Source organism: Virgibacillus dakarensis, assembly GCF_900155625.1.
GTDB lineage: Bacteria > Bacillota > Bacilli > Bacillales > Amphibacillaceae > Lentibacillus_C > Lentibacillus_C populi.
This window is the reverse complement of sequence record NZ_LT732554.1, coordinates 1,303,372-1,326,836: the sequence shown is the minus strand read 5'-3', so window position 1 is coordinate 1,326,836 and position 23,465 is coordinate 1,303,372. Positions and strand designations below refer to the sequence as shown.

23 protein-coding genes are annotated in these 23,465 nt (G+C 40.2%); 3 read left to right on the top strand and 20 right to left on the bottom strand.

Features of this window, described 5'->3' with window-relative positions; translation table 11 throughout:
- Both CZ382_RS16215 and CZ382_RS16210 read right to left on the bottom strand, forming a co-directional pair.
- Positions 1-732: an ABC transporter ATP-binding protein gene (locus CZ382_RS16215; protein WP_088052262.1), complete on the bottom strand. Its 732-nt coding sequence runs from the start codon at positions 730-732 to the stop codon at positions 1-3.
- The gene (locus tag CZ382_RS16210) at positions 711-1,115 is read right to left on the bottom strand and encodes a hypothetical protein (RefSeq protein ID WP_088052261.1); all 405 of its coding nucleotides are present in this window, start codon (positions 1,113-1,115) and stop codon (positions 711-713) included. The genes CZ382_RS16215 and CZ382_RS16210 overlap by 22 nt, the downstream gene beginning before the upstream one ends.
- 196 nt (positions 1,116-1,311) lie before the next feature.
- On the opposite strand from CZ382_RS16210, the gene CZ382_RS16205 reads away from it, so the two are divergent.
- The 3 genes from CZ382_RS16205 to CZ382_RS16195 all read left to right on the top strand — a co-directional run bounded on the left by CZ382_RS16205 (position 1,312) and on the right by CZ382_RS16195 (position 3,857).
- Positions 1,312-1,740 carry a DUF2935 domain-containing protein gene (locus CZ382_RS16205; RefSeq protein ID WP_088052260.1) on the top strand — a complete coding sequence of 143 codons (429 nt, stop codon included), beginning with the start codon at positions 1,312-1,314 and terminating at the stop codon, positions 1,738-1,740.
- Between the two features lie 719 nt (positions 1,741-2,459).
- Positions 2,460-3,203 (top strand): threonine/serine exporter family protein, encoded by a 744-nt coding sequence (locus tag CZ382_RS16200; protein WP_088052259.1) that lies wholly within the window; start codon positions 2,460-2,462, stop codon positions 3,201-3,203.
- Between the two features lie 210 nt (positions 3,204-3,413).
- Positions 3,414-3,857 carry a threonine/serine exporter family protein gene (locus CZ382_RS16195; protein WP_088052258.1) on the top strand — a complete coding sequence of 148 codons (444 nt, stop codon included), beginning with the start codon at positions 3,414-3,416 and terminating at the stop codon, positions 3,855-3,857.
- 1,032 nt (positions 3,858-4,889) lie between these two features.
- On the opposite strand, the gene CZ382_RS16190 is transcribed toward CZ382_RS16195, so the two are convergent.
- The 18 genes from CZ382_RS16190 to CZ382_RS16105 all read right to left on the bottom strand — a co-directional run bounded on the left by CZ382_RS16190 (position 4,890) and on the right by CZ382_RS16105 (position 23,127).
- On the bottom strand, positions 4,890-5,522 hold the full coding sequence (locus CZ382_RS16190) for a hypothetical protein (protein ID WP_088052257.1): 633 nt from the start codon (positions 5,520-5,522) through the stop codon (positions 4,890-4,892).
- On the bottom strand, positions 5,507-6,190 hold the full coding sequence (locus tag CZ382_RS16185) for an ABC transporter ATP-binding protein (RefSeq protein ID WP_088052256.1): 684 nt from the start codon (positions 6,188-6,190) through the stop codon (positions 5,507-5,509). The genes CZ382_RS16190 and CZ382_RS16185 overlap by 16 nt, the downstream gene beginning before the upstream one ends.
- Positions 6,183-6,983, bottom strand: coding sequence for an ABC transporter permease (locus tag CZ382_RS16180; RefSeq protein WP_235000507.1), 801 nt, complete (start codon positions 6,981-6,983; stop codon positions 6,183-6,185). The genes CZ382_RS16185 and CZ382_RS16180 overlap by 8 nt, the downstream gene beginning before the upstream one ends.
- An 8-nt stretch (positions 6,984-6,991) precedes the next feature.
- Positions 6,992-8,320: a nitrous oxide reductase family maturation protein NosD gene (gene nosD, locus CZ382_RS16175; RefSeq protein WP_088052254.1), complete on the bottom strand. Its 1,329-nt coding sequence runs from the start codon at positions 8,318-8,320 to the stop codon at positions 6,992-6,994.
- Entirely contained in the window at positions 8,313-8,879 is a 567-nt protein-coding gene (locus tag CZ382_RS16170; protein WP_088052253.1) for a hypothetical protein, read from the bottom strand. The genes nosD and CZ382_RS16170 overlap by 8 nt, the downstream gene beginning before the upstream one ends.
- A gap of 91 nt (positions 8,880-8,970) precedes the next feature.
- Entirely contained in the window at positions 8,971-10,842 is a 1,872-nt protein-coding gene (gene nosZ / locus CZ382_RS16165; protein WP_088052252.1) for a Sec-dependent nitrous-oxide reductase, read from the bottom strand.
- 2 nt (positions 10,843-10,844) lie between these two features.
- Positions 10,845-11,327, bottom strand: a complete 483-nt coding sequence (locus CZ382_RS16160; protein WP_088052251.1) for a c-type cytochrome — start codon at positions 11,325-11,327, stop codon at positions 10,845-10,847.
- A 186-nt stretch (positions 11,328-11,513) separates the two neighbouring features.
- Positions 11,514-12,185, bottom strand: a complete 672-nt coding sequence (locus CZ382_RS16155) for a Crp/Fnr family transcriptional regulator (protein ID WP_235000451.1) — start codon at positions 12,183-12,185, stop codon at positions 11,514-11,516.
- A gap of 438 nt (positions 12,186-12,623) precedes the next feature.
- Complete coding sequence (locus tag CZ382_RS16145) at positions 12,624-15,689, bottom strand: efflux RND transporter permease subunit (protein WP_088052249.1); 3,066 nt, start codon at positions 15,687-15,689, stop codon at positions 12,624-12,626.
- Positions 15,686-16,543: an efflux RND transporter periplasmic adaptor subunit gene (locus tag CZ382_RS16140; protein ID WP_088052248.1), complete on the bottom strand. Its 858-nt coding sequence runs from the start codon at positions 16,541-16,543 to the stop codon at positions 15,686-15,688. The genes CZ382_RS16145 and CZ382_RS16140 overlap by 4 nt, the downstream gene beginning before the upstream one ends.
- Before the next feature lie 29 nt (positions 16,544-16,572).
- Complete coding sequence (locus tag CZ382_RS23800) at positions 16,573-16,743, bottom strand: hypothetical protein (RefSeq protein WP_155555358.1); 171 nt, start codon at positions 16,741-16,743, stop codon at positions 16,573-16,575.
- A gap of 75 nt (positions 16,744-16,818) precedes the next feature.
- On the bottom strand, positions 16,819-16,950 hold the full coding sequence (locus tag CZ382_RS16135; RefSeq protein ID WP_088052247.1) for a TetR/AcrR family transcriptional regulator: 132 nt from the start codon (positions 16,948-16,950) through the stop codon (positions 16,819-16,821).
- 47 nt (positions 16,951-16,997) lie between these two features.
- Positions 16,998-17,501 carry a pyrophosphohydrolase domain-containing protein gene (locus CZ382_RS16130; protein WP_188725491.1) on the bottom strand — a complete coding sequence of 168 codons (504 nt, stop codon included), beginning with the start codon at positions 17,499-17,501 and terminating at the stop codon, positions 16,998-17,000.
- 245 nt (positions 17,502-17,746) lie between these two features.
- On the bottom strand, positions 17,747-18,229 hold the full coding sequence (locus CZ382_RS16125; protein ID WP_088052246.1) for a competence protein ComK: 483 nt from the start codon (positions 18,227-18,229) through the stop codon (positions 17,747-17,749).
- 235 nt (positions 18,230-18,464) lie between these two features.
- Positions 18,465-19,301 carry a polysaccharide deacetylase family protein gene (locus CZ382_RS16120; RefSeq protein WP_088052245.1) on the bottom strand — a complete coding sequence of 279 codons (837 nt, stop codon included), beginning with the start codon at positions 19,299-19,301 and terminating at the stop codon, positions 18,465-18,467.
- Positions 19,302-19,528: 227 nt separating this feature from the next.
- A complete protein-coding gene (locus tag CZ382_RS16115; RefSeq protein ID WP_088052244.1) occupies positions 19,529-20,248 on the bottom strand; it encodes an N-acetylmuramoyl-L-alanine amidase family protein in 720 nt (239 codons plus the stop codon).
- Positions 20,249-20,659: 411 nt separating this feature from the next.
- Positions 20,660-22,444 carry a sensor histidine kinase gene (locus CZ382_RS16110; RefSeq protein WP_088052243.1) on the bottom strand — a complete coding sequence of 595 codons (1,785 nt, stop codon included), beginning with the start codon at positions 22,442-22,444 and terminating at the stop codon, positions 20,660-20,662.
- Complete coding sequence (locus CZ382_RS16105; RefSeq protein WP_088052242.1) at positions 22,441-23,127, bottom strand: response regulator transcription factor; 687 nt, start codon at positions 23,125-23,127, stop codon at positions 22,441-22,443. The genes CZ382_RS16110 and CZ382_RS16105 overlap by 4 nt, the downstream gene beginning before the upstream one ends.
- Positions 23,128-23,465 lie beyond the last annotated feature (338 nt).

Here is a 23,465-nt window from a genome sequence, read left to right as displayed (position 1 = left end):
TTACACCTCCACCTGTTTGCCTTCTCCAAAATACAAAAATGCCGCTTCTAATGTTTCTGTTTCACTTTTTTCTTTTAATTCATCTGGACTTCCATGTGCGATGATATAACCATCTCGAAGCAATGCCAGACTGTCACACTTTTCGGCTTCATCCATCACATGTGTCGTCACAATAATCGTTGTGCCCTGCTTTTGCAGCTCCTTCAAATCCCGCCAGATGGAGGCACGAAGGACTGGATCAATCCCGACAGTAGGCTCATCCAGAATCAATAGTTTTGGTTCATGCAAAAGTGCTACGGCTAATGACATCCGTCGCTTCATCCCTCCCGAGTAATGCTCCAGCCTTTTATCAAGATGCTCGGTCAGATTGACAACCTTTGCAACTTGACTGATCTGTTCCTTTCGTTTCTTTTTTGGAACCCCGTAAATACACGCAAAAAAGTCAAGGTTTTGCTTTGCGGTTAATTCATCGTACAAAGCATCTGATTGAGCCATATAACCAATATGCTGCATTGCTTTTAATGACGGCATCTGCTTACCATCAATCAGAACAGCCCCGCTTGTTGGGTTCAAAAGTCCAATCATAATTTTAACGAGTGTTGTCTTCCCCGATCCCGATGGCCCAAGCAATCCAAAAAGCTGCCCCTCTGGTATGGTAAGATCGATATTTTCCAAGACCGTCTCATCATCAAAGCTTTGCTGGATGCCTTTTAAATTGATAAAAGATGACATAGTGCGTTACCTCCCTCTTCTGTTTTTAGATACAACCCTAACGGCAGGCGCCCCGTTTTGCGTTGATATTTCCGCGGCTCGATTGATGTGTTGGCTTCGCTTCCCGGGCGATGTTTCTCGCTTTCCGGCTGATGTTCTCGCTCTACGGTTGATGTCCTGCTTTCGCGCTGATGTTCTCGCTCTACGGTTGATGTTCCTGCTTTCGCGCTGATGTTCCCGCTTTTCGGCTGATGTGCCTGCTTTCGGGACGATGTTCTCGCTCTCCGGCTGATGTTCTTGCTTTCGCGCTGATGTTCTTGCTCTCCGGTTGATGTTCTTGCTTTCCGGCTGATGTTCCTGCTTTCGCGCAGATGTTCCTGCTTTCCGGCTGATGTTCCTGCCAAAAACTCCTGTTATTTTCACCTCTTCATTTTAAATGAGTGAGTACTCACACATATATCCTATTATATCATCGTAATTTTGTAAACCTGGTTTTATCGATTTTCCCACTTTTCCGTTTGTAAGATATTAAACATGATTGTCTTTTCTCCAGCATACATATTATTAGACATCATTTGTTTACATTGGAGGGATAGTCGGGTGCAGTATTATTACGGAAGTCAGATGCCGCTTCGGGTACTGGATGAGGCGGAGTTTTGGAAGCAGCAGGAAGCAGAGCATACTGTGGTCATGCGGGAGCTTGTGCAGAATCTGGAACAGGAATTTGTCGATGCACTTAAACGATGGGAGGATGTATTGAATACGACACACCAGCATGTAACCCGTTTTGTGGAGTCGGTCATTCGAAGCAACAACCAAGTTTCACCGCAATTGTATCAGCAGGTACTTGACCTTGTGTCATTCTGCTTGCAGGAAAGTGTTGCTTTTATCCAATTTTGCCGACAAGTTAAGACGGAGAGTAAAGCTGTTTCCGGAAATCAGACGGCAAAAGTTGTGATTGACCATATTGTTGATGAATCGGAGTATTTTATAGGGATTGCCCAAACAATTTTGTATGACCAGAATTAAGCATTCCTTTGATTTGAAAGAATGCAATTTTTTATATTAACGTGCTACTAAAATTATACAGTAGCACGTTTTTTATTAAACTTTTAGACTACTGATTTAAATGTAATGGCGATCTGTAAAAGTCCCGGGCATTACACATACCAGAAATTAATCAACTACTCAACGCGAAGGAAAAATCATCTTTCAGTAACTCAGCAGGGGAATGAACGACCGATTGTGGAGGAGAAGTCATCTTTCGGTCACTCAGCAGGGGAATGAACGACCGAACGCGGAGGAAAAGTCATCATTGGGTAACTCAGCAGAGGCATGAACGACCGAACGCGGAGGAAAAGTCATCTTTCGGTCACTCAGCAGGGGAATGAGCGACCGAACGCGGAGAAGAAGTCATCTTTCGGTCACTCAGCAGGGGAATGAACGACCGAACGCGGAGGAAAAGTCATCATTGGGTCACTCAGCAGGGGAATGAACGACCGATTGCGGAGGAAAAGTCATCATTGGGTCACTCAGCAGGGGAATGAACGACCGATTGCGGAGGAAAAGTCATCTTTCAGTAACTCAGCATGGGCATGAACGACGTGATCTTCAATTAATCCTCCATAAATAAAGTAACGTCATGCGGGAGTACTCCTTGACTTGTTATTCTTTTCATCCGGGTCATTTGCCATTATACTATTGGCATGGATTAGTACAGATTTCTTTAGTTGCGGGGTGAAACACGAGTGCATGAACCGGTTTCGATTTCTAAGGTGTGTATACTTGCGGGGAAAATTATGCTGGAAAGTGGTGCCGAAACCTATCGTGTCGAGGATACCATGAATCGTATCGCAGCGGCTTATGGGTTGGCTGATGCACAGAGCTATGCAACCCCAACCGGCATCAATTTTTCGACTGATGTTGCTGAATCAACGACTTTTATTCGCATTTCCAAACGCTCAACTGATTTACATAAAATTTCGAATGTTAATGATATATCACGGAAAGTTACAGCTGGCAGCGTGGATCTTGTTGAAGCATTAGCAATGCTGAAAAAAGTTGATCATACTCAGCTAACATTTCCGAGCTGGATGCAAATTGTTGCAGCAGCATTTGTCAGCGGCAGCTTTACTATCATGTTTGGCGGAACATGGCCTGATTATATCCCGACATTTATTGTTGGTGGGATGGGATTTGCCGCGATGTTAGGCTGTGATCGGCTTGTCGAAATTCGATTTATTGCAGAATTTTTTGCCTCGCTTGTAATTGGGCTACTGGCATTTGGATTTATCTATAGTGGTCTGGGAGTGGAACTGGACAAAATTATTATTGGCGCGGTGATGCCGCTCGTACCAGGCCTGCCTATCACCAACGCTGTACGCGATTTAATGTCCGGTCATTTGGTAGCGGGTGTATCGAAGGGCGTAGAAGCATTGCTGACTGCATTCGCAATCGGTGCGGGCATTGCAGTAGTTTTTGGGGTATTGTAGATTGACGTTTGAACACTCGTGTAGATGATTGGAGTGATCGGGCTGATACCCGCAATCAACCGGTTGATGCCTGTGCACCCGGGCTGATATTCGCACACTCGAGTCGATATCTACTCGAATACGACCGATGTTCTCGCTCTCGGGTCGATGCTCGAACGCCGCTCTCATATTACGTTCCAAAATACTTCACCAACCAAAAGGAGAATCAACATGACAATCATTGCACAGCTTTTTACCAGCTTCATTGCAGCAGCCGGGTTCGGCATTTTATTTAATGCACCAAGAAAAGCCTTAATTCAATGCGGGCTGGTTGGCATGTTTGGCTGGATTCTTTACTTTTTACTTGTACAGCAAGGAATGGATGTTGTTCCCGCAACAGTTTTTGCAGCGATGTTAGTAGGTGCCCTGAGCCAAATTTGTGCCAAGCTGTATAAAACCCCGATCATCATTTTTATCGTGTCCGGAATTATACCACTTGTACCAGGTGGAAGTGCGTATGATGCCATGCGCAACTTTGTCGAAAATGACTATTACACCGCGGTTCAATTGTCAGCGAAAGTGATGCTGTTGTCTGGCGGTATTGCAATTGGATTGATGTTTTCTGAAGTTGTGAATCAGTTGATCCGGAAATGGGTGTGGCGGCGGGCAGGGTGAGATAGATGACTTTCCCCGTTCGATCGGCGGCTTTCTGCTTCCGATCGGCGACTTTCCAACTTGGATCAGCGGCTTTCTACTTTGGATCGGCGGATTCTCGACTCCGATCGGCGGCTTCCTGACTTGGATCGGCGGCTTTATGATGCCCCATTGATGTTTTCATTTCCGGCGAGATATCATTTATTTCCCCGGGTTTTATGATTGCTTCCGGAAGACTATTTAATCGTGGATAACAATATTCCCCCTTTCAAGATTAATAAGTACCACCTCTTGAATTAGTTTAATCTACTTATAGGTGTCCTACCAGCAAAACGCTGAAAACATTCGTTAAGGGGGTGTTCCAGAAAGTTACTGAACGCCTTGTTACTAAAGGATTTATGAGATTTTTCATAACTTATCTCTTTATCTATGTTCAGATAATAAGGAAAAAATAAGTTTTGTTACACCTATAACAGTCTTGGCGTATAAAAAATATGGTTCTTTTATGTCGAAATTTGCTTAACGTATGTTTTCCGCGACATGTTGGTAATTCCACTAGTTGGAAACCCACTTACATACAGTAGAATCACGAAACCCCATTCCACGTGCTACTTGCCAAGCAGCTCTCCCCTCCTCAACGATTAAAATATTGAATTATACTTTATGCATTCCGGCACACGCGCTTCCCCATAATAAACACTTCCTCTTCTGAAATTAAAATATACACGATTATCTTTTGACGTGTCCGTTAAATCCTGGATTCCCACCATTTATAACGAGGTAGCATATATTTGGTAGCCATCATCTTGTGTAGGCTGACAAATCAACAGTTTTCTACAATGATACATTTGGGTAGTATTGCATTTCCTCGTTATACTTTCTAAAGTGTAACGAGGCATAAGAAATCCCTTAACAGTTGGCACGAAAGAGATTCATGAGGTTTTCATCGTTATACATTCCGGGAATTCAGGTTAAATAGACTAGCGTGAACTTTAGTGAAAGCCTGTGAATATTAGCGAAACAAGTTTTGGGCTCTACATGTTCCCACTGTCTTTAATCATATATTTCTACATTTGTTTCTGCTAGTTCTTCTTGAATGATTTCCTCCAATTCCTTTTGGGCGTCAAATTTTAATGCTTGTTTGCTGTAATCCGGGTGCTTTTTTTGCACGCCATCCATTAGCTTTGTAATGAGTTTTTCTGCTTCCAATATGATTTCATATCGGTCTTTTTCTCTTGACCAGAATTTTTCTTCGTCAATTCCCTGCATTAAATCAGTATATCCGTCACTGCTTTCAACATCCTGACGAACAGATTGAGCACGTTTTTGCTGCTTGGACTTATCAACTGTTATTCCCTCTTCCTGCGCGATTTGATGAATGATATGATTGCGGATCAATTCCTGGATCGCTATTTGGGAAGATGGCTGTTCCTGTTTCTTTTCGGCACCCTGCAACTTGGAAATCAGCGCCAGTCGCTTCATTTCATAATGGAGGTCTTCGCCTGTTATTTCATGGTCAGCCACTTTTGCTACTATCGTGTCAGAATTTGCCTTCTCTGCCACAGATACTGACTGGTCTTCTTGCTGCGTGTCTTTTTCATCGTCATTTCCTTTCTGGTCTTCAGTTGTTTGGGAACAACCAAACAATCCAATCGTTATGATGATCAACATTACCCATTTCCACATATCGACATGCTCCCTTCGAACTGGTGTAAAAAATCAACAGAATTCATTTTGCTTACTGTACGGTCACGCAAATAGAGCACATGTGTTGCCAGCTGTTTTACTTCATCAAAGTGGTGTGTTGTAAACAAAAGCGTTTGCCTCTCTGAATCAATCTGCTCCAAAAGCCGGAGAAATTCTTTTCGCCCAAAAGGGTCAAGTCCCGATGTCGGCTCATCTAAAATAATCCATTCCGGCTCACCTATAAGTGCAATACTTAACCCTACCCGCTGCAGCATCCCTTTGGACAGCTGTGTCATCCGTTTTGTTCGATGATCCCACATGTTTGTATGTGTAAGCGACTGCTTTACAACTTCTTTGGGCAATCGCAGTGTATCAGCAAAATATTGTACATTTTCTTCCACCGAAAGCTGTGCGTATAGCTGGAATTTTTCGGGTAAATAAGAAAGCTTGTTATTCCATGCCCCCGGATGGTATACACGCTTCCCGTCAATTGTTATCGTGCCTTTCTTCAATCGGGTAAAACCTGCCAATGCATGTAATAATGTCGTCTTCCCAGCCCCATTTCTTCCGACAACTGCTATACGCTCACCTCGTTCGATGACAAAGTTTGCTTCGTCAAAGATCGTTTGCAAACGATATATTTGGGTTGCACCTTCTACTTTAATCATGGGTAACACCCTTTCGCTTCAATATATAAATAGATATGCACATAGACATGCCAATCCACAATACCGTATTTCCCAGCAGAATCAGCCAAGGCGATTCAAAAATAAATTGTTCGTATACGGCGCTTAAATCAGAAAGCTGGTAAATATGAAGCTGAACAAACAAAAAGTATTGGACCGCATGGACTGGTGATAAAAAGTAAATGACGGAAAACATGAATACTTCATTCATCGCAACAGACGGAAGCCAATACATGAGCAACAGGTCAGCTAAATAAATTAACACTAGCCATACGCCGATAATATATCCGACCAGCGTCACTTTTTGATTAATGATTGTGCCTAGTAAAATACCAATCGTAATGAAAATAGCGCTCAACAGTAGTACTGAGAACAGAAAAACAGCAAACTCTCTTATATCAAAATTCTCAAAAACCATTTTGGCAGGAATCATTGCAATGAGATAGGCAAGCGTTATGGTTGGCAAAAATACTGAAAAAAGAGAGACGAATTTACGCAATACGAATTGTGGAACCGTCATGCCTCTAGCCAACAGAATCGGCAGCGTTCGCTGGCTTTTTTCCAATGCCATGGAAAACGCTCCATAAAAGATAGCCAGAAGCGGCAAAAAGTACAATGAAGTTTGAAATATTGGCACGAGACCTGTACGAAATGAGACAGAGACGTTCATACCATGATATTGAAATACAACAAACCATGCTGACAGTACTACAAGGCCAACTGTCATAAGCAACAAAGAACTACGGTGATATTCTCTCCACTCTTTTACGATCATCACCAATTTTATCTCCCCCTTCCCCATACCTGTATTGCCCGTTTGTGTCCTATCCACAAAGCACCTATCGTCAATAAAATGATTATTAATCCAAATGGAAATATCGAAAAAGCCAATTGATTTACTTTGACTGGATACGGATCTTTTATATTGCTGGTATCTGTTCCAATTAGTTGATTCCATTTTTCATAGAGACCCAAAGCCGGACTGTCCAGAAATAACGTTCCAAGCGGCTGTTTAGAAAGCACTTCTCCAAAAGCCGAGGTAAATTGATAAGGGTTATCGGCAATTCCATCTTGATCTAAATCTACTACCGTATGATCAGACCATGCATTTCCAATTCCCGCTTCACTCCAATTGTTAGCGTCCTTGCCGCTATTTGTGCTGTATTGAAGATTATTTCCGATAATCCTGTTTTCCGAAAATATATTATCAACCGAACTCGACCATACATCGACTCCAATCCGGTTATTTATAATTTGATTGTCCTTTAAAACATTTCGATTGGATTGATCCATAAAAATTCCCTTTTGGTTAAAATTGATTTGGTTATCGATCATTTTTACATTATTGGCTGTTTGCAGAAGTACGCCAAACGATTGCAGACCATAATGATCATGGAACCGATTTTCTTTTAACACAATATCATCCGAATACATGATAGCTGCACCGCCAACATTTTCAAAAAACTCGTTTTGGTAAAATGTATTTTGATCCGAGTACATATAATGAAGTCCGTAACGATTGCCGGTTAGGGTGTTTTGTTTTATTTGATTATGTTCAGCAAACGAAAAGTAAATCCCATCTCGTGCTGAATCGATGGTATTTCCTTTAATGACATTTTCTGATGAATGAAACAAATGAATGCCATTTCCCCGTCGCGACTGATTCCGCTTTTGATCACCAGTAATGGTATTGTCAATCAGCTTGTTCCCTTTATTTTCACTTAAATAAATACCATGAAGGCTGTTTTCAATCCGTATATGCATCACCTTGTTGTCATTCGAATAAATTTTAATTCCTGCAAAGTCTTTATCAAGGATAGAACTGCTGTTTTTAATTGTTACATTTTCCAGTGTGATTCCATCATGTGTTAGCGTGACAACATTTCCATCTCCACTTCCTTTTATAACGGTGTTGCCAGCACCTTTGATAACAACAGGCTTGTTGATTACGACATCCTCTTGATAAACACGATTTTCGAGTTGTATCGTATCTCCTGGCTTTGCTTTTTCCAGTAATGCTTGAATTGATTCGCTTTCTTCAGCCAGCAGCGTTTTCGGAAAAAGCATGGAAAATAAACCTGTAAACACGATAATAATCATCCGTCTATACATGACGTTCTTTTCCTTTCCAAAGAACGACAAGCAAGAGAAAAATAGCTATCCCTGCGAAACCTGCTCCGTATGAAAAAAATGAGAATGTTTCAAAGTTTGCTAGCTGATTTGTGCCAAAGATTGGTGGTGTGAACGGGTCAACTTCAATAGGAGCAGAAGATGATAAATTTGCACCAAACGTGTGCAGCCAGCGATAAATATCATAAATACCGACAATACCCAGTGCCAGAATAATCACTGTCCAACCGGCAAGCAATGTGCGATTTCGGCTGATAGCAATGACAAGCGTTAAAATCGCTACGCCACCAACAATATAACTGAGATATGATAACTCTGGAAATGTTGCTTCACTGAACTGTTTCATGCCGATGTAATGGTTCAAACTGTTGATAATATCGAGATTACCTTCCATTTTATACGGATATACCCACATATATAATCCTTCCTTATATTGTGGAGCAGTTAGCCGAAGTGCCCACCAAGGGAAAAATATGGATACGGCAAAACAAATAGCGGAAAGAACTAACCCCAGCATTCCCTTGAAACTAATTCGTCCCATATGCTCATCCCTTTCATCATGACATGTTGATTGGGAGGTGCAGTTTATTTCACTGCACCTCTATGTGTCTCAAATTGCTGACGATCTGTCACTATTTCGGTTCCACAAGGAGGTATCCGGTCATTTCCTGGTGCAATGCCGAACAGAAGTTGGTGCAGTAAATTGGGAACGTTCCTGATTTATCCGCTTTTACCGTGAGTGTTTTTGTCTCGCCCGGCTGTACTTCAAAGTTTTCATTATAACCATTGATCCCAAAACCGTGCGTAATATCTTCATCCCGGTCAATATTTGTCATATGAAAATGAACCGTATCACCTTCTTTTACCTTGACGACATCCGGCTTATCACTCTGTGCATCAAATACAAACCGGGACCGAAATGCAACACCATAAACGTGCACTTCATCGCCATCGCGTTCGATATGAGCTTCATCTTTACTCCAGACAGCATTTTTGCGCTTTTCATCTTTATCCATTACTTCCGTTGTTTTAATCTTATCTGCATTAATAATTTGCGCATAATGCGGTTCTGGCTGTGATGGTGCATTTGCTACCAGTTCCATTTTCTCACCCGTTATGTCAACCAGATCCATACTTTCCGGATGTGACGGACCAACAGAGAGGTACTGGTCTTTGGCAATTTTGTTCAGCGATACAAGCCACTTTCCACCAGGATTTGCTGTATCACCCTCCACAGCTGCCAGGTGACCTGGGGAATAGGCTACTTCTGCTTTGTCAATAACTTTTCCAGATTCCAGATTCCATTTCACCACTTGTGAATCGATAAACAGCGTTGTATAAGCATTTCCATTATTATCAAATTGTGTATGAAGCGGCCCTAAACCAACTTCAACTTCCTTATCAATGACACTATCATAGTTAAGAATTGGCAGTCCTTTCGCTTCTCCTTGGAAATCCTCTTTTTCAATGGCTTCTAGCGCTTTTTCGAAACTATACATCGATGTCGTAGGTGAAAGTTTCCCACTGGCAATGAAATGCTCACCATCTGGGGTGACATCTACACCGTGAGGAGATTTCGGAACGGGAACTAAATAAACCGATCCAGGATATTTTGCAGGGTCAAACATTTTTTCACCGTTTACTTCTGTAAAATTACCGTCTTTTACTTCCTTGGCAATTTGTTTCCAGTTAAACATCACGATATAGTCACGATCATTTTGCGATGCATTGATTTCTAACGTTGTCGTTGCTTCTTCTGTATTATAAGTAGAAAGAAAGCTCCATCCGTTTGATAGCTTTTTACCAGCATCCGATAAGTCATAAGCCCATGGTGGCAGCATTACCTGAAAGGCTATATCCATTTTTTTATTTTTGACATCCGGTTTCACTGCTGTCATAACGCCCTTGTATTTCTCACTGTACTCATCCAGTTCGGCATATTCTCCGCCTATCGGTACGCTAAAACGTGTTGGTAGAAATAAATATTCCGTATTTGGAGTAACAAATGCTGCACAGTGCGGACCAGAAACGTTTGGAATTTCTAGTATATCGGTTGTGTGAAACGTTTCTAAATCAACGTATGCTGCCCGGTTGTTTCCGACATCTGACGCGAACAATGCACGCCCATCATATTCCCCCTCGGTTTCGGAAATGGCTGGATGGTGAAAATCCCCCCATTTGTAGCCATTAAGCATTTCCTTTGATGCATCATCAAATCCATAACCTGTGGCTGGATCTGGACTAAATACAGGAACTTGACGGATCAAGCGCATGGATGGAAGTCCGTAAACAAAAAGTTGTCCGGAATGGCCCCCAGATGCCATCATGTAATATTCATCATGTTCTCCAGGTGGAACATACACCTTTTCAGCGTTCGATTTATTTTGCTTATTGGTTGTAGCCATATCACTTGATCCTGTATTGCCAAAGACCAGAAAGGCAACCAATAAACCTGCTGCAATTCCAATTATTCCTGATAAGACTTTCGTCAAACTGGCATTCATGATTATGATTGACCTCCTTTTTCAGCAGCTTTTTTCAACGCTTCAATAATCGCTTTTCTTTCTTCATCTTTTAATGGATTGTCCCCAATCACACCTGACATTACAGCTGATGTGGGCTCTTTTAAAAATTCTTCTAGTGGTTTGCCATGTTTACCTTCCACCTCGGTAAACGCGTTCGAAAGATCTGGACCTGTTGTACCACCTTTAGCTCCAAGTGATTCAATCGCATGACAGGATAGGCAATTATTTCTGCTTAACGGTGCTGCCTCGGCTGGTACGGTTGCATCCCCCTCTTCAGACTTCGCTGTTGACTTGTCACTTGCTGCTTGATTATCATCTGCTGACGCCTCATCATCTGATAAATTTTGCGTTTCAGCAGGCTGTTCATCTTTGTTGGCAGAACTGTTATCACTACCAAAAAATAAATAACCGGCGGTAAACGCAACAAGAAAACCAACGATAAAAATAATACTGTTAACTTTCATTTTCCTCCTCCTTTGCAACTGAAATAATGATTTCATAATTGATCATAAATCACTTCAATCCGTTTATATGTGAAATTCATCACAACTTACTTGTGAAGGATTTGGCAAAAAAATCTTTAGGACTGGGGGCATTCATTTTGCAAAATAAAAAAACCCGACAATGAAATGTCCGGTTTTTATGAGGTTTTATGCATTTTTTTCATTAAAATAATTGATATTACGGATGATAATTTGTCTCCTCGTCATAGACAAAATTCCATCACATTTTAGTCTTTTAAAAACATGGGAAACTGTTTCGCGGCTGGCCCCGGATAATTTGGCAATCTCGGTCATCGTCATGGGCACATCAACAACAAAATCTTCTCCTTTTTTGGAGGAAAAGTTCTGAACCAAATAGTTAAGCGCCTGAATTACCCGATCTGTTGCATATGGGGTGGAAATCGTCTGCAGTCGATCCTGGTGCCGTTTTGTAAGCCGATCCAACTTTTTTATTATTAAAAATAACTGCTCATTGTTCGAACGAATCAGTGATTCAAATTGTTGAACTGGAATATAGTAGACCGAAACATCTGTTAGGGCATATGCGGAATAACGATAAAATTCCTCTGTAAACAAACCGACATATGGAAAAAGCTCATTCGACTTAACATAATTAATATAAAGCATCGTTGCATCAAGGTTCGTTTTCTCCAATTTTATATAACCATCTTTCAACAAAAATATTCGTTCCCTTGGGTCTCCTTCTGCAAACAATTGCTGATTTTTTTTAAACGTACTTCTATGCAACATTTTTTTTAGCTTTTTCAGCTCATCCTCATTGAAGTAGGATAAAAATTCAAAGTTATCCAACCTATCCACGTTATACATCCCCTTATTTCCTGATATATAAATCGTACCATAGCTTTACTTGTTTACAACCATAATTCATAATTGTTTAAAAACGGACATAAATGAATGTGTAAAAGGAAGATGCCGGAATGGTGGATTATGGAGTAAATTACAAACATTTGCTTTTGCTCTTTGAACATTAGCGAAACGAGTTTGGATCGCTGAAGTTCTGGTTCTGATCGGCGACTTTCCCCTTTCGATCGGCGGTTTTCCGACTTCGATCAGCGGATTCTCGACTTGGATCGGCGGCTTTCTTCTTCCGATCGGCGATTTCTCGGCTTCGATCGGCGATTTTCTCCTTTCGATCAGCGGCCTTCACGTTCGTGTACACAACTTGCCCACTGAACATAAACAGGTCGCAAAACTAAAGGGATCCCCGCTTAAACAGGGATCCCTTACAACAAAACTCTATGCTTTTTTCTTCTTCCGCCTCGTAATCTTCCCTGTCAAATCATCAAACAACGTATACACAACTGGAATCAGTAACAGGGTGAAGATACTGGAAACACCCAGGCCAAATATGATCGTAATTGCTAATGGCTGTTGTGTTTCGGCGCCTTCCCCTAATGCGAGTGCGAGTGGCACCATTCCCAGGATCGTTGTCAAGGTTGTCATCAGGATTGGGCGCAAGCGGCTTGGACCAGCTTGTAAAATTGCTTCGCAGCGGTCGATCCCTTTGCGCCGGAGAATATTTATATAGTCAACTAAAACAATGGAGTTGTTGACGACGATTCCGGCCAGCATGATAACTCCGATAAAGGCTGGGATACTCAATGGTAATCCAGTTACGAATAAACCAAGCATAACACCGATGACCGTTGCTGGCATGGAGAACATAATAATGAACGGGAAAAGGAAGTTCTCAAACTGCACTGCCATTACGGCGTAAACCAGGAATATCGAGAAGATCAACGCCATTGCCAAGTCCGAAAATGAATCGGCCATATCCTCTGCTTGACCACCGATTTTGTAGCTGTAACCCTCTGGAAAATTCATCTCGTCCAATGTTGCTTCGATATCACTGACAACACCTGCAAGATCGCGGTCAACAACATCACTTGTCACATTTAATTGTGGCTGTTGATTTTCCCGTTGTAGTGTAACGGGACCTTGCATTTCCTTGAATTCCGCAACATCCTCCAGTGGGACGGCGGCACCGGATGGCGACGTTATTTTCATATTTTGCAAATCACTGATTTGACTGCGCTCATCTTCTGGATATATCATCGTTACATCCATCTCATGCCCGGCTTCGCGGTATTTTGTTGCGGCTTGGCCCGTAAACTGCAATTGAATTTGACCGGTAATTTGCTCCTGTGTTAACCCGTACATAGCCGCCTTATCTTCGTTGATCGTGATCGTCTGCTGTGGTACACCTTCAGCAGCGGACGATTCCGGATTATAAACGCCGTTAATGTCAGAAATACTTGCAACAACCTGATCGCTTAGTTCCCGTAATACTTCATGTTCTGGCCCGCTCAATTGAATTTGTACCGGATCGCCCATGCTCATTCCGCTTTCCATCGAGCTAACGGTAATTTCAGCACCAGGGATATCTTTTATCTCGTTATTGATTTCCTGAACAATATCATCTGTTGTTTTCTCCCTGTCTGATGATGGGATAAGCTGTATCGTGTAAGTCGCTGTATCACCACTTGCAGCCCCAACACCGAAGCCACTACCGCCGACACTTACATAGCTCGTTTCCATTAGTTCTTCATACGCATCCAATTTCCCGTTTACTTGCTCGACAATCTCCTCTGTATGCTTTAGTGAGCTTCCCGCCGGGGCTTCGACTTGTATTTGCACTTGCCCTTGATCGGAGGCCGGGATAAATTCAGCACCAATAAATGGAACAAGTGCTAAACTTGCGATTATCGCCGCAAGCGTTCCGAAGACGGTTGTTTTACGATGTTTCAATACCCATTTTAGAACATTCCGGTAACCGTTATTCACACGATTCATAAAACGGTCGAACCAGTATCGTCGGCCATGATCCTCCATCGCCTTCGAAAGCAGTTTTGATGACAGCATTGGCACTAATGTTACCGCGACAACGAGCGACGCGATCAAGGAAAAGGAAACGGCCAGGGCAAGCGGCGTAAATAAATCGGACGCAATCCCTTCTACAAAGACAATCGGCAAAAATACGACGAGTGTCGTTGTTGTCGAGGCAATAACGGCCGGGGCAAGCTCCGATGCACCCTTTGTGGCCGCTTCAAATAAACTGTAACCGCGCTGTCGGTAGGAATAGATATTTTCCAGAATGACAATTGAGCTGTCGACCATCATCCCAATTCCGAGCGCTAATCCACCAAGTGTTAAGACGTTCAACGTTTCCCCGGTAAAATACATTAAGGTAAACGTGGAAATGATCGCAATTGGAATGGAAAGCCCGATAACCAGGGTTGCACGGATGCTTTTCAAAAATAACAGCAAAATAACAATGGAAATGATCCCGCCAAGCAGAATGTTTTGCACCACGGAGTTGATCGAAAGTGTAATAAATTCAGATGTATCAATGATAACATCCAAATTCACATCTGCCGGCAAACTATCTTTTATTTCATCCATACCTGCTTTAATATTATCTGATACCTGAACCGTATTACCGTCTGTCTTTTTCATGATCGAAAGTACAACAGAGGGTTCACCGTTTACGAGTGTTGTAGTCTGCGGTGCTTTATACGTATCTTTCACCTTGGCAACATCTTCTACATGAATCGTAGCACCATTTTCAGTTTGAACAATCGTTTGTTTAATATCAGCAATGGAGTCAAATTCCCCAGTAACACGAATTTGCAGGTCCTGCTTTCCTTTTTCCACTGACCCGGCTGATAGGGATTTATTCGAGCTGTTTAATGCCTGGGTCAAGCCTTGTGGTGTAACGCCATATTGCTGTAATTTTGCCTGATCTAAAACCAGCTGTATTTCCCGTTCCTTCCCACCTTCAACGGTTACCGATGCGACACCACCTTGTCGTTCGAAAAACGGGACAAGCTGATCTTCGGCAATTTTTGTTAAGGCTGCCGGATCTTTTCCGGTTAACCCAACCCACATAACTGGCATTTGATCCGGGCTAAACCGCAGAACGCTTGGGTCACCAGCATCTTCTGGCAATAGTCCCTTTGTTTGATCAATTTTTTCCCGGACATCGAGTAATGCCTGGTCAAGATCAGTGCCATTCTTGAACATCATCATGACGAGTGATGAACCGGATTGGGACTGGGACTGAACGGTTTCAATTCCTTCCACCGAGCTGACGGAGGATTCAATCGGCCGGCTGATTAAGTTTTCTACTTCCTGCGGTGCTGCATCTTGATAGGTTGTCGCAACAACCGCAATCGGCAGATCAATTTTTGGGAATAGATCGATGACCAGATTTCGCATTGATACAAATCCCAGCGCCAAAATCGCCAGGACGATCATGATCACGCCAACAGGTCGTTTGACAGAGGTGTTTACTAGCTTCACGACTGATTCCCCGCTTTCACAACATTGACCTTGCTGCCGTCCTCAAGTGTCAACTGTCCACTAGTTACGACTTCAGCACCTTTTTTGAGTTCACCTTCAATTGCCGTCTTGTCTGATTGTCCTTCTTTTACTTTCACATCTGTTTTTACCACCTTACCGTCTTTTACAACATAGACAAACGATTCCCCGCCCTCTTCCACAATTGCTGCGGTTGGTACAATCAGTGTATCCTTGACCTTTTTCTCGGGTACGTAAAGTGTCGCTACTTCTCCTGGTAACATCTCCTCGTTTTCGTTATCAATCGTCGCTTCAACCGGATATAGCCCAGTATCATTCGGCAATTTTGCAATGGACGTGATTTCTGCCTTCCCTTCATTCCCATCGATTGTAGCATTGTGTTTCGCTTCTTTTTCAAACAAATTCAATTCGTCTGACGTGACGGTTAATTGGATTTTTAACGTATCAAAATCGGCAATTACCGCTATTGGATCCTCGTTGGATACAAGCGAACCCTCTTCAGCAGTTAAATTGGCAATTTCGCCGGCTTTTGCGGCATAAATATTTTGGCCGCCAGAAATGGTCGCAATTAAATCACCCTTGTCAACCGTATCCCCGTTCTCTACTTCAAGTGCGGTGATTTCCCCTGGATTAGGTACCATAATTGGAGTTGAAGAGGCTGGTGCTGTACGGCCATAGATCGATTTTTCGATAACAAAATCGCCCTGTTCCACTTTCGCCGTTTCGACAGGGGTGACGGTCTCCTTCGCTTCCTTGTTTTCCTTATCATCTTGATTGCATGCCGTAAGCAGTCCGATTACTACGACTGCCAGTGCCGCTAAAAGTGTTCGTTTCATCTATGTATCTCCTCTGTTTTTAATTTCTGTCACAGCAGTTCTATCTCTAAAAGCCGGGCAACCTCGTGACACTCTGTTTTAAAATCGGTACTATTTTGAAAATGTGCCAGCATCCCTTGAATGAGTATTAGCTGTGGTGTAGCTTCTCCTATTTCATTCAAAATAACATCAAGCGCTTCATGGAGCTGCTGCTTTTGCAATTGAGGTTTTCCCACTTTTTCTGAAATTTGCTTATAGTAATAACGGAATGCTGTCCTGATAAAATCTTCTTTCGATTAAAAATACAGGTAAAATGCTCCTTTTGATACAACGGCAGCAGTGGCGATTTCCTGAATGGATGTGGTATGGTATCCTTTCCGGGCAAGCAAATTCATGCTTTTCTCGATCAGCATTAACTTCTCATTCATCTTAACACCCGGTTCTTTATACGTATTACATTCTGAAAGGTTTCAGTCTACAATTTGGATTGACGATCAATTTCTGCTTTTATTTTGGGTTCTGGTGCAAAATTCTTTTCCCACATTGGCGGTTTAATAATTTTACCGTCTTCTTCCCTGTATCGTGCTTTGCCGTCATCCCATAATTTCCCCATGTTTGCTTGTTGAACAATATCAAATAACGGCTGCGGTTCCACACCCATTATGGTAAAGGATCCATAGTTGAAATAACTGATATCCGTTAATGCGTCTGCCTGTGCGACAACAACATCCGTGATTTCTTCGTTTTTTCGGATAATTTTTTCCCTTGTTTTTTCGATGGATTCATGTAATTGATCAACTAAATGATGAAACTCATCCTTGTTGCCAGAAACAGTTGCGTATAAAAATTCAACAACCTCTTCCGTTGTCCAAGCCGCACGTTTTAACGCTGTTTCCTTGTCCATTGCTGTTGGCTTATCATTTATTGGATGACGAAATGCCTGATGAAATTCTCGAACCTGTTCATATGGATTATTCATTACTATTCCCCTCTCCATGCGTTTTGACTGATCGGTCAGTCATATAGGTGTGAATACTGCTTTTCTTTTTTCCATCATACATGGGTCGGAGTAAATGAAGCAAGTATAGAAGGCTTCTCAATAATAACTGGTGGACAAATCAGGTTTTGGGCAGGAAACGTACGAAATCGACCCGGGGTAATGGTTAATTAGCCACACTTATTGTGAAAAAGCTGGCCATAGTTGCCCAGGTCAGGCGTTGTTACTCAACCTATTACATTTTGAAAGGTAGGGCGTTTCATCTGGGCAATTACCTGACTGGCTTTCTTGAATTGCATATCCACTGCATTTTCTGAGGCGTTAACATAGAGACCTGAACCATCACGAAAGGCGACATATGTTTTGTTATCCCGTTGTTCATAATAATGAACGTGATAATAGGAGAGCCATACACAATCTCTGCTTTTGATCGAGGCTGTCGGCAGCATGTACACATCTTTGCAGGGGATAACCGGGATCGGTAATTTGCTGCAGGCCTTTAAAATATGTTTTACTGCAGCTCTTCTCCCTGATAAAGTTGCGCCATTAATGGTACAGTTATGATTTAAGATGTGTTCCGGCCTGTAAATAGAAGACCTTTCCCGTCCTATTTCCAAAACTCGCGAACGATAATAGGCAGAATTCTTTTGTAAAATTGCTTTCGTTTGTGGTGTTATCACATAAATAGGTGAATTTACAACAACGCCCATCAGTCAATCCTCCCATTCTCATGACTATTGTACTATTTTTTCAGATGATTTGCTAATTAATATTATTGTTGTTTGAAAAAAGTTTACAATCAGAGGCATAGAATGGGATATAAGTTTTCCTATTTACAGGGGGGATGGTATCAATTTATTATTTAAATTGCTTTCGTTTTGCGTGAACATAACAAAGGCGCAATGGTCCGTTTAGCTTTTGCGCCTTCCTTAATGCTTGTTTATGCTACTCCTTTGTAGAAAGTCGATGACACCGTTGATAACAGTTGAAGTTATATGGTTGTGTATTTTCTTCAATTTTTTTTGTTTGAAATCCATGTTCTGCTAGATAGGTTAATAGCTTAGACAAATGGTCAGCTGTATTTTGTTTATCATGCATAAGAATAATTGGTGCCTCCCCGGCATTAACCAGCTCTTCTATTTGTCCAATAACCGTATCTACATACTGGTCACCGGATAATGACCAATCATCACTGTCAATATTCCAATCCCACACTTTAAACCCATTGCTATCTAAAACCTCTCGATATGATTCAGTTAAATAAGGAACACTTCCATAAGGTGTCCGAATCAGATTGGACTGGACATCTGCAATTTGTTTAAGTGTCTCCTGAGCAGTAGTCATTTCTTCAAGAGCAGATTGTTCGGATTTATAAAAGTGGTATATGTCATGGGTCACACCATGTAAACCCGCAGCATGACCTTCCTCTACAATTTTGTCTACAGCTTCTGGTAATTCCTTCATAGAAGGTTCCAGCATGAAAAATGTTGCTTCAGCATCAAATTGGTGTAAAGTATCTAGAATATCTGTTGTTGCTGAAGTAGGACCGTCATCAAAGGTCAGGTAAACAGTTTTTTCTATATTCTCTTTATCCGCCTCAGACTTCTCAGATTCCGTTTTTTGCTTCATGGACTTTTTATTATTAAGTTCCGACTCTGTATGTTGACTTGTTACAATGGATTTCTTCGCCTTTGATTCCTTCTGATCATGGTCCAAATCACTTTGACATCCATAAAAAATAACCAAACAGGCAAGAAAAATAAATAGTTTAAGCTTTTTCATTTAAAAACCTCTATTCTATATCGTTTTCATCCTTGTTGATAGATTAATAAAATGAGGTAAAGAAGAGATGAAGGACAAATGGATTTACGTTAAAGATTAAATAAAATGATAAGAAGCCATCCATATATATGACATATAAAGTCATAAAATTGGATGGCTTACTGTGATGGTAATTTTACCTTTTATGAAGATGAAAGAAAAAACATACCCACGTTCTGTATTGATTTTTAAAAGATCCATTCTAAGATCCCTTGTTTTTCCGATCTCTCCTTGTATTCTTTAATCCCTTCAACAATTGAATTAGCAACACGTGATTGAATATCGTCCGTCAACATTTTGGACTCTTCCTGGGGATTCGTTAGATAACCTACTTCGATCAAAGCCGCTGGCATTTTCGTATCTCTTACAACAAATAAATCTTTTTTCGTTGTTCCTCTATCCCTGAACCCGGTTGCTTCAACCACATGTTTCTGTAAGAACTTAGCAAATAGGCGGGAATTCTTGTGATAATAATACGTTTCGGTGCCTGAAACATCGGGATCGGAAAAGGTGTTACCGTGAATAGATATAAATAAATCTGCATCTAGTTTATTAGCATATTTTGGTCTGTATCGGCTTTCTTGTGAAATAAAGCTATCATCCGTTCTGGTCATAAAAACCTGTATTCCAGATTCCTGCTCCAACAGTTCTTCCACCTTTTTCGATAAACTTAGCGTAAAATCCTTTTCATACTTACCGCTGGCGCCTGTCGCCCCTTTATCTTTACCGCCATGTCCTGGATCAATGACAACTTTAAGAACTGTGTCTTTATCATCATTATGATCATCATTATTGTTAATGATATTATTATGATTAGCGTTCGTTTTATTGTTGACCGAGTTGCTTATGAAAACTGATATTATTACAATTAAAAGTAATAGTAATGGAATAAATAGTATTTTTTTCATGCTTCTACCTTCTTTCTATATTTTCTATGGTTTAGGAGTACTATTAACGTACTGACGTTGACAAAAGTCATTGCATTTAGTAGTTACTGATTTTTGCTTTTTGACGGATGATTCTCCTAGTTTTCTGCTGTAAAGCTGTTGATAATCTATCCCTCCTGGTTCTAAGCACGTTTCAACTGTTTAAATATTAATAGAAAGAGATAAAGATGAGATAAAGATAATATAGAAATCATTTAAAGATTTATAAATGATGTTGCGGTTAAAATTAATACGGTCTATGATCACGTTCATACAAAAAAAGCCATCCGTTCAATACCTTCATTAAAGGCCCATTGAACGGACAGCTTAAATAAAATTAAACCTCATTATCCCTTAAGTATGCAGAATGTAAAAGTTTTCTTAATAATATATCTACCCTTCTTTGTTTAAATAGAAGAAAAACAGCACACCGTCTTCGGTATTCGATACACCATACTGCGACTCATGCAGCTCTAAAATATTTTTTGAAATAGCAAGCCCTAATCCTGTTCCACCTTTCGAACGCCTGCGAGATGTGTCTCCACGATAAAAACGATCCCATATTTTCTCTAAATGTTCCTCGGGAATATGGGCCCCGTTATTTTCTACACATACTTTTACACGCTCATTTTCTTCTTTTGTGGAAATCATAATACTTTTATTTTCTGGTGTATAACGAATCGCATTGGTGATAAAGTTCGTAATCACTTGTTCAATCCGATGTTGATTTGCAACTACCTTAATCTTAGAAAGGTGTCTATGAACATGTAATTGCTTGTTTCTTATATCTAATGTTAATTGTTCACATATATACTCAATGATCTGATCGATATAGAAAACATCCATTTTCATTTTAAACGTACCAGATTCAAATTTTGCTAATTCAAGCATATCAACAATGAGCATATTCATTTTATCTACTTCGTTTGCCATTGCCTTAAAATAATAATCTTTTTTATTACTTGCAACTCCATCTTCCAAAATGGAGATGCAACTCTTCATTATACTTAAAGGCGTCTTTAGTTCATGTGAAACACCGGAAATAAATTCTTTACGTGTATTTTCTAATTGTTTTTCTTTCTCTATATCCTGCTGCAATTGATTAATATATGAATTCAAAGTGGCAGAGAGTGTATTAATATTGTGTGATAATGTACCAATTTCATCTTTTGATGTAATGGGTATTTTTTCCGAAAAATCCAAGTTTGCAATCTTATTTGTCGTGTCATTTATTTGTAACAATGGTTTAGCGATCTTTTTTGAATAATAAAATGATGCCAAAACAATAAGAATTAGTACAAATATAATTAAGTATACATAATAATCTTTTAACATTTGTACGGCTTCATCAACTGGTTGTAAGGATGTCATAGCAAAAATATAAGTTGTTTCACCAGTCGTATCTTTTATGGGTCTAATTATTATTTTGTAACTAATATTATTTTCCTCATAGTCCATTGTTTTGGCATTACTATTATAATTTTCATTTAATAATAGGTTTACTTGAAATCGTTTTATTCTTTCTATAAACACACGATTTGTATAAATGTTTGAACGTACGGCACCCGACGGTAATTGTAATTTCTTAATCTCTCCTTTAAAAAAGATCTGTGAGCTATCTTTTGGAGAAGGTTCTGTCGCATCCCTTTTGCCATATAACTTTTCCGATAGTTGCATATTCTCTAATACAACATTCTTATTTTTTACCGTTAAAATAGCAGGAATGATTGTATTATCCTTTTTTATCCCATCAATATAAATACGATTTCCCTGTTCTAATTGAAACCTTACCCTTTGCATATCTTCAAGACCAATGAGGCTATACAATGGGATGTTCATTATACGATTAGAGAAATCCTTATCTCGAGAAGGATCTAATTGAATTTTTACAGAAAAATCATTTGCGTATTTAATATTTCCTACACTGTCCAATGTTGTAATCCATGTTGAATTTTCTTGGTAGAAATCCTGCTCTAGCCTTTGAATTGCTGATACATCTTCTCCAGTCTTTAAGTAGTCTTTCTCAAAAGATTGAATACTCGCTTTAATATCATTTATCTTTTGGTTTGCATAATATTGCTTAAAAAATATGGTTTGTCCAATGAAAATAGTTGCCAAAATGAACATACATAATAATGCCGTTAGCATAAATAATTTTGTTACAATTCCTCTTTTCATGCTTTGGCCTCAAATTTGTAACCGGCCCGAATAACAGTTACAATACTATTTGCTTTATTAGCTAATTTATGACGTAAATTACGGATATGACTATTAATTGTGCGGTCATCACCAACGAATTCATAACCCCAAATTTTAGTAATAAGTTGTTCTCTCGTAATAATAATCCCTTGATTTTGCATTAAATACGTTAATATTTCAAACTCTGTGTGTGTCAAACTTATGCTTTCTCCATCTACAGTCACTGTACGTGAAGGGAAATAGACTTGGATACCATTGCTAATTAAAGTATCTTGATTAGATAACTTATCTGCATGAGAATATCGACTATCCATTAATCGTTTTACTCTTGCCAACAAAATTGGTGGACTGTATGGTTTTGTAACATAATCATCAGCACCTAATTCAAAACCAAGTAACGTATCGTCTTCATCCGCACGAGCTGTCAGCATAATAATAGGCACATCGGATGATTTGCGAATTCGTCTGCAAACAGACCATCCGTCTAACTCTGGCAACATAATATCTAGAATAATTAAATGGACTTCCTGTTCTTCAAATATAGCTAAAGCTTCATTTCCATCTGCTGCTTCTAATACTTCATATTCTGCATTTAATAAATAATCCTTAACTATTTCACGTAAAATGTCTTCATCCTCTACAATTAATATTGTTTTTTGCAATTTTCTCCCTCGCAATGTCTTAAAGATTAGTACCTATGTGAAAGAATATCACAATGATGTAAAGATAAGATAAAGATTTTAATTTATTGCCTTCGTGGTAAACCCTTTTTAGGGATAGTTGAATTAATTGCCACACCTTACATTTTTATATTACCCATATTAAAACAGCATTAGAATAGAACGAAATCGAAATTTTTTTCGAGCTCATACTTTAAATCAAAGCGGTTATTTAAGATAATGGCCCTATTCATAAATAGAGAGTCAAATCCTTACTCCGGAATGGTTAGCGGTAGGTAAGCCTTTGAGGTTATCTCCAGCTTTTCCCCTGCTCCCCACTA

What these genes read in the sequence shown, in the direction of transcription:
- CZ382_RS16215 (WP_088052262.1), bottom strand. Translation starts at nt 732, where the DNA reads ATGTCATCTTTTATCAATTTAAAAGGCATCCAGCAAAGCTTTGATGAT.
- CZ382_RS16195 (WP_088052258.1), top strand. Translation starts at nt 3,414, where the DNA reads ATGACAATCATTGCACAGCTTTTTACCAGCTTCATTGCAGCAGCCGGG.
- CZ382_RS16190 (WP_088052257.1), bottom strand. Translation starts at nt 5,522, where the DNA reads ATGTGGAAATGGGTAATGTTGATCATCATAACGATTGGATTGTTTGGT.
- CZ382_RS16185 (WP_088052256.1), bottom strand. Translation starts at nt 6,190, where the DNA reads ATGATTAAAGTAGAAGGTGCAACCCAAATATATCGTTTGCAAACGATC.
- CZ382_RS16180 (WP_235000507.1), bottom strand. Translation starts at nt 6,983, where the DNA reads ATGATCGTAAAAGAGTGGAGAGAATATCACCGTAGTTCTTTGTTGCTT.
- nosD (WP_088052254.1), bottom strand. Translation starts at nt 8,320, where the DNA reads ATGTATAGACGGATGATTATTATCGTGTTTACAGGTTTATTTTCCATG.
- CZ382_RS16170 (WP_088052253.1), bottom strand. Translation starts at nt 8,879, where the DNA reads ATGGGACGAATTAGTTTCAAGGGAATGCTGGGGTTAGTTCTTTCCGCT.
- nosZ (WP_088052252.1), bottom strand. Translation starts at nt 10,842, where the DNA reads ATGAATGCCAGTTTGACGAAAGTCTTATCAGGAATAATTGGAATTGCA.
- CZ382_RS16160 (WP_088052251.1), bottom strand. Translation starts at nt 11,327, where the DNA reads ATGAAAGTTAACAGTATTATTTTTATCGTTGGTTTTCTTGTTGCGTTT.
- CZ382_RS16140 (WP_088052248.1), bottom strand. Translation starts at nt 16,543, where the DNA reads ATGAAACGAACACTTTTAGCGGCACTGGCAGTCGTAGTAATCGGACTG.
- CZ382_RS16135 (WP_088052247.1), bottom strand. Translation starts at nt 16,950, where the DNA reads ATGAATGAGAAGTTAATGCTGATCGAGAAAAGCATGAATTTGCTTGCC.
- CZ382_RS16130 (WP_188725491.1), bottom strand. Translation starts at nt 17,501, where the DNA reads ATGAATAATCCATATGAACAGGTTCGAGAATTTCATCAGGCATTTCGT.
- CZ382_RS16125 (WP_088052246.1), bottom strand. Translation starts at nt 18,229, where the DNA reads ATGGGCGTTGTTGTAAATTCACCTATTTATGTGATAACACCACAAACG.
- CZ382_RS16120 (WP_088052245.1), bottom strand. Translation starts at nt 19,301, where the DNA reads ATGAAAAAGCTTAAACTATTTATTTTTCTTGCCTGTTTGGTTATTTTT.
- CZ382_RS16115 (WP_088052244.1), bottom strand. Translation starts at nt 20,248, where the DNA reads ATGAAAAAAATACTATTTATTCCATTACTATTACTTTTAATTGTAATA.
- CZ382_RS16110 (WP_088052243.1), bottom strand. Translation starts at nt 22,444, where the DNA reads ATGAAAAGAGGAATTGTAACAAAATTATTTATGCTAACGGCATTATTA.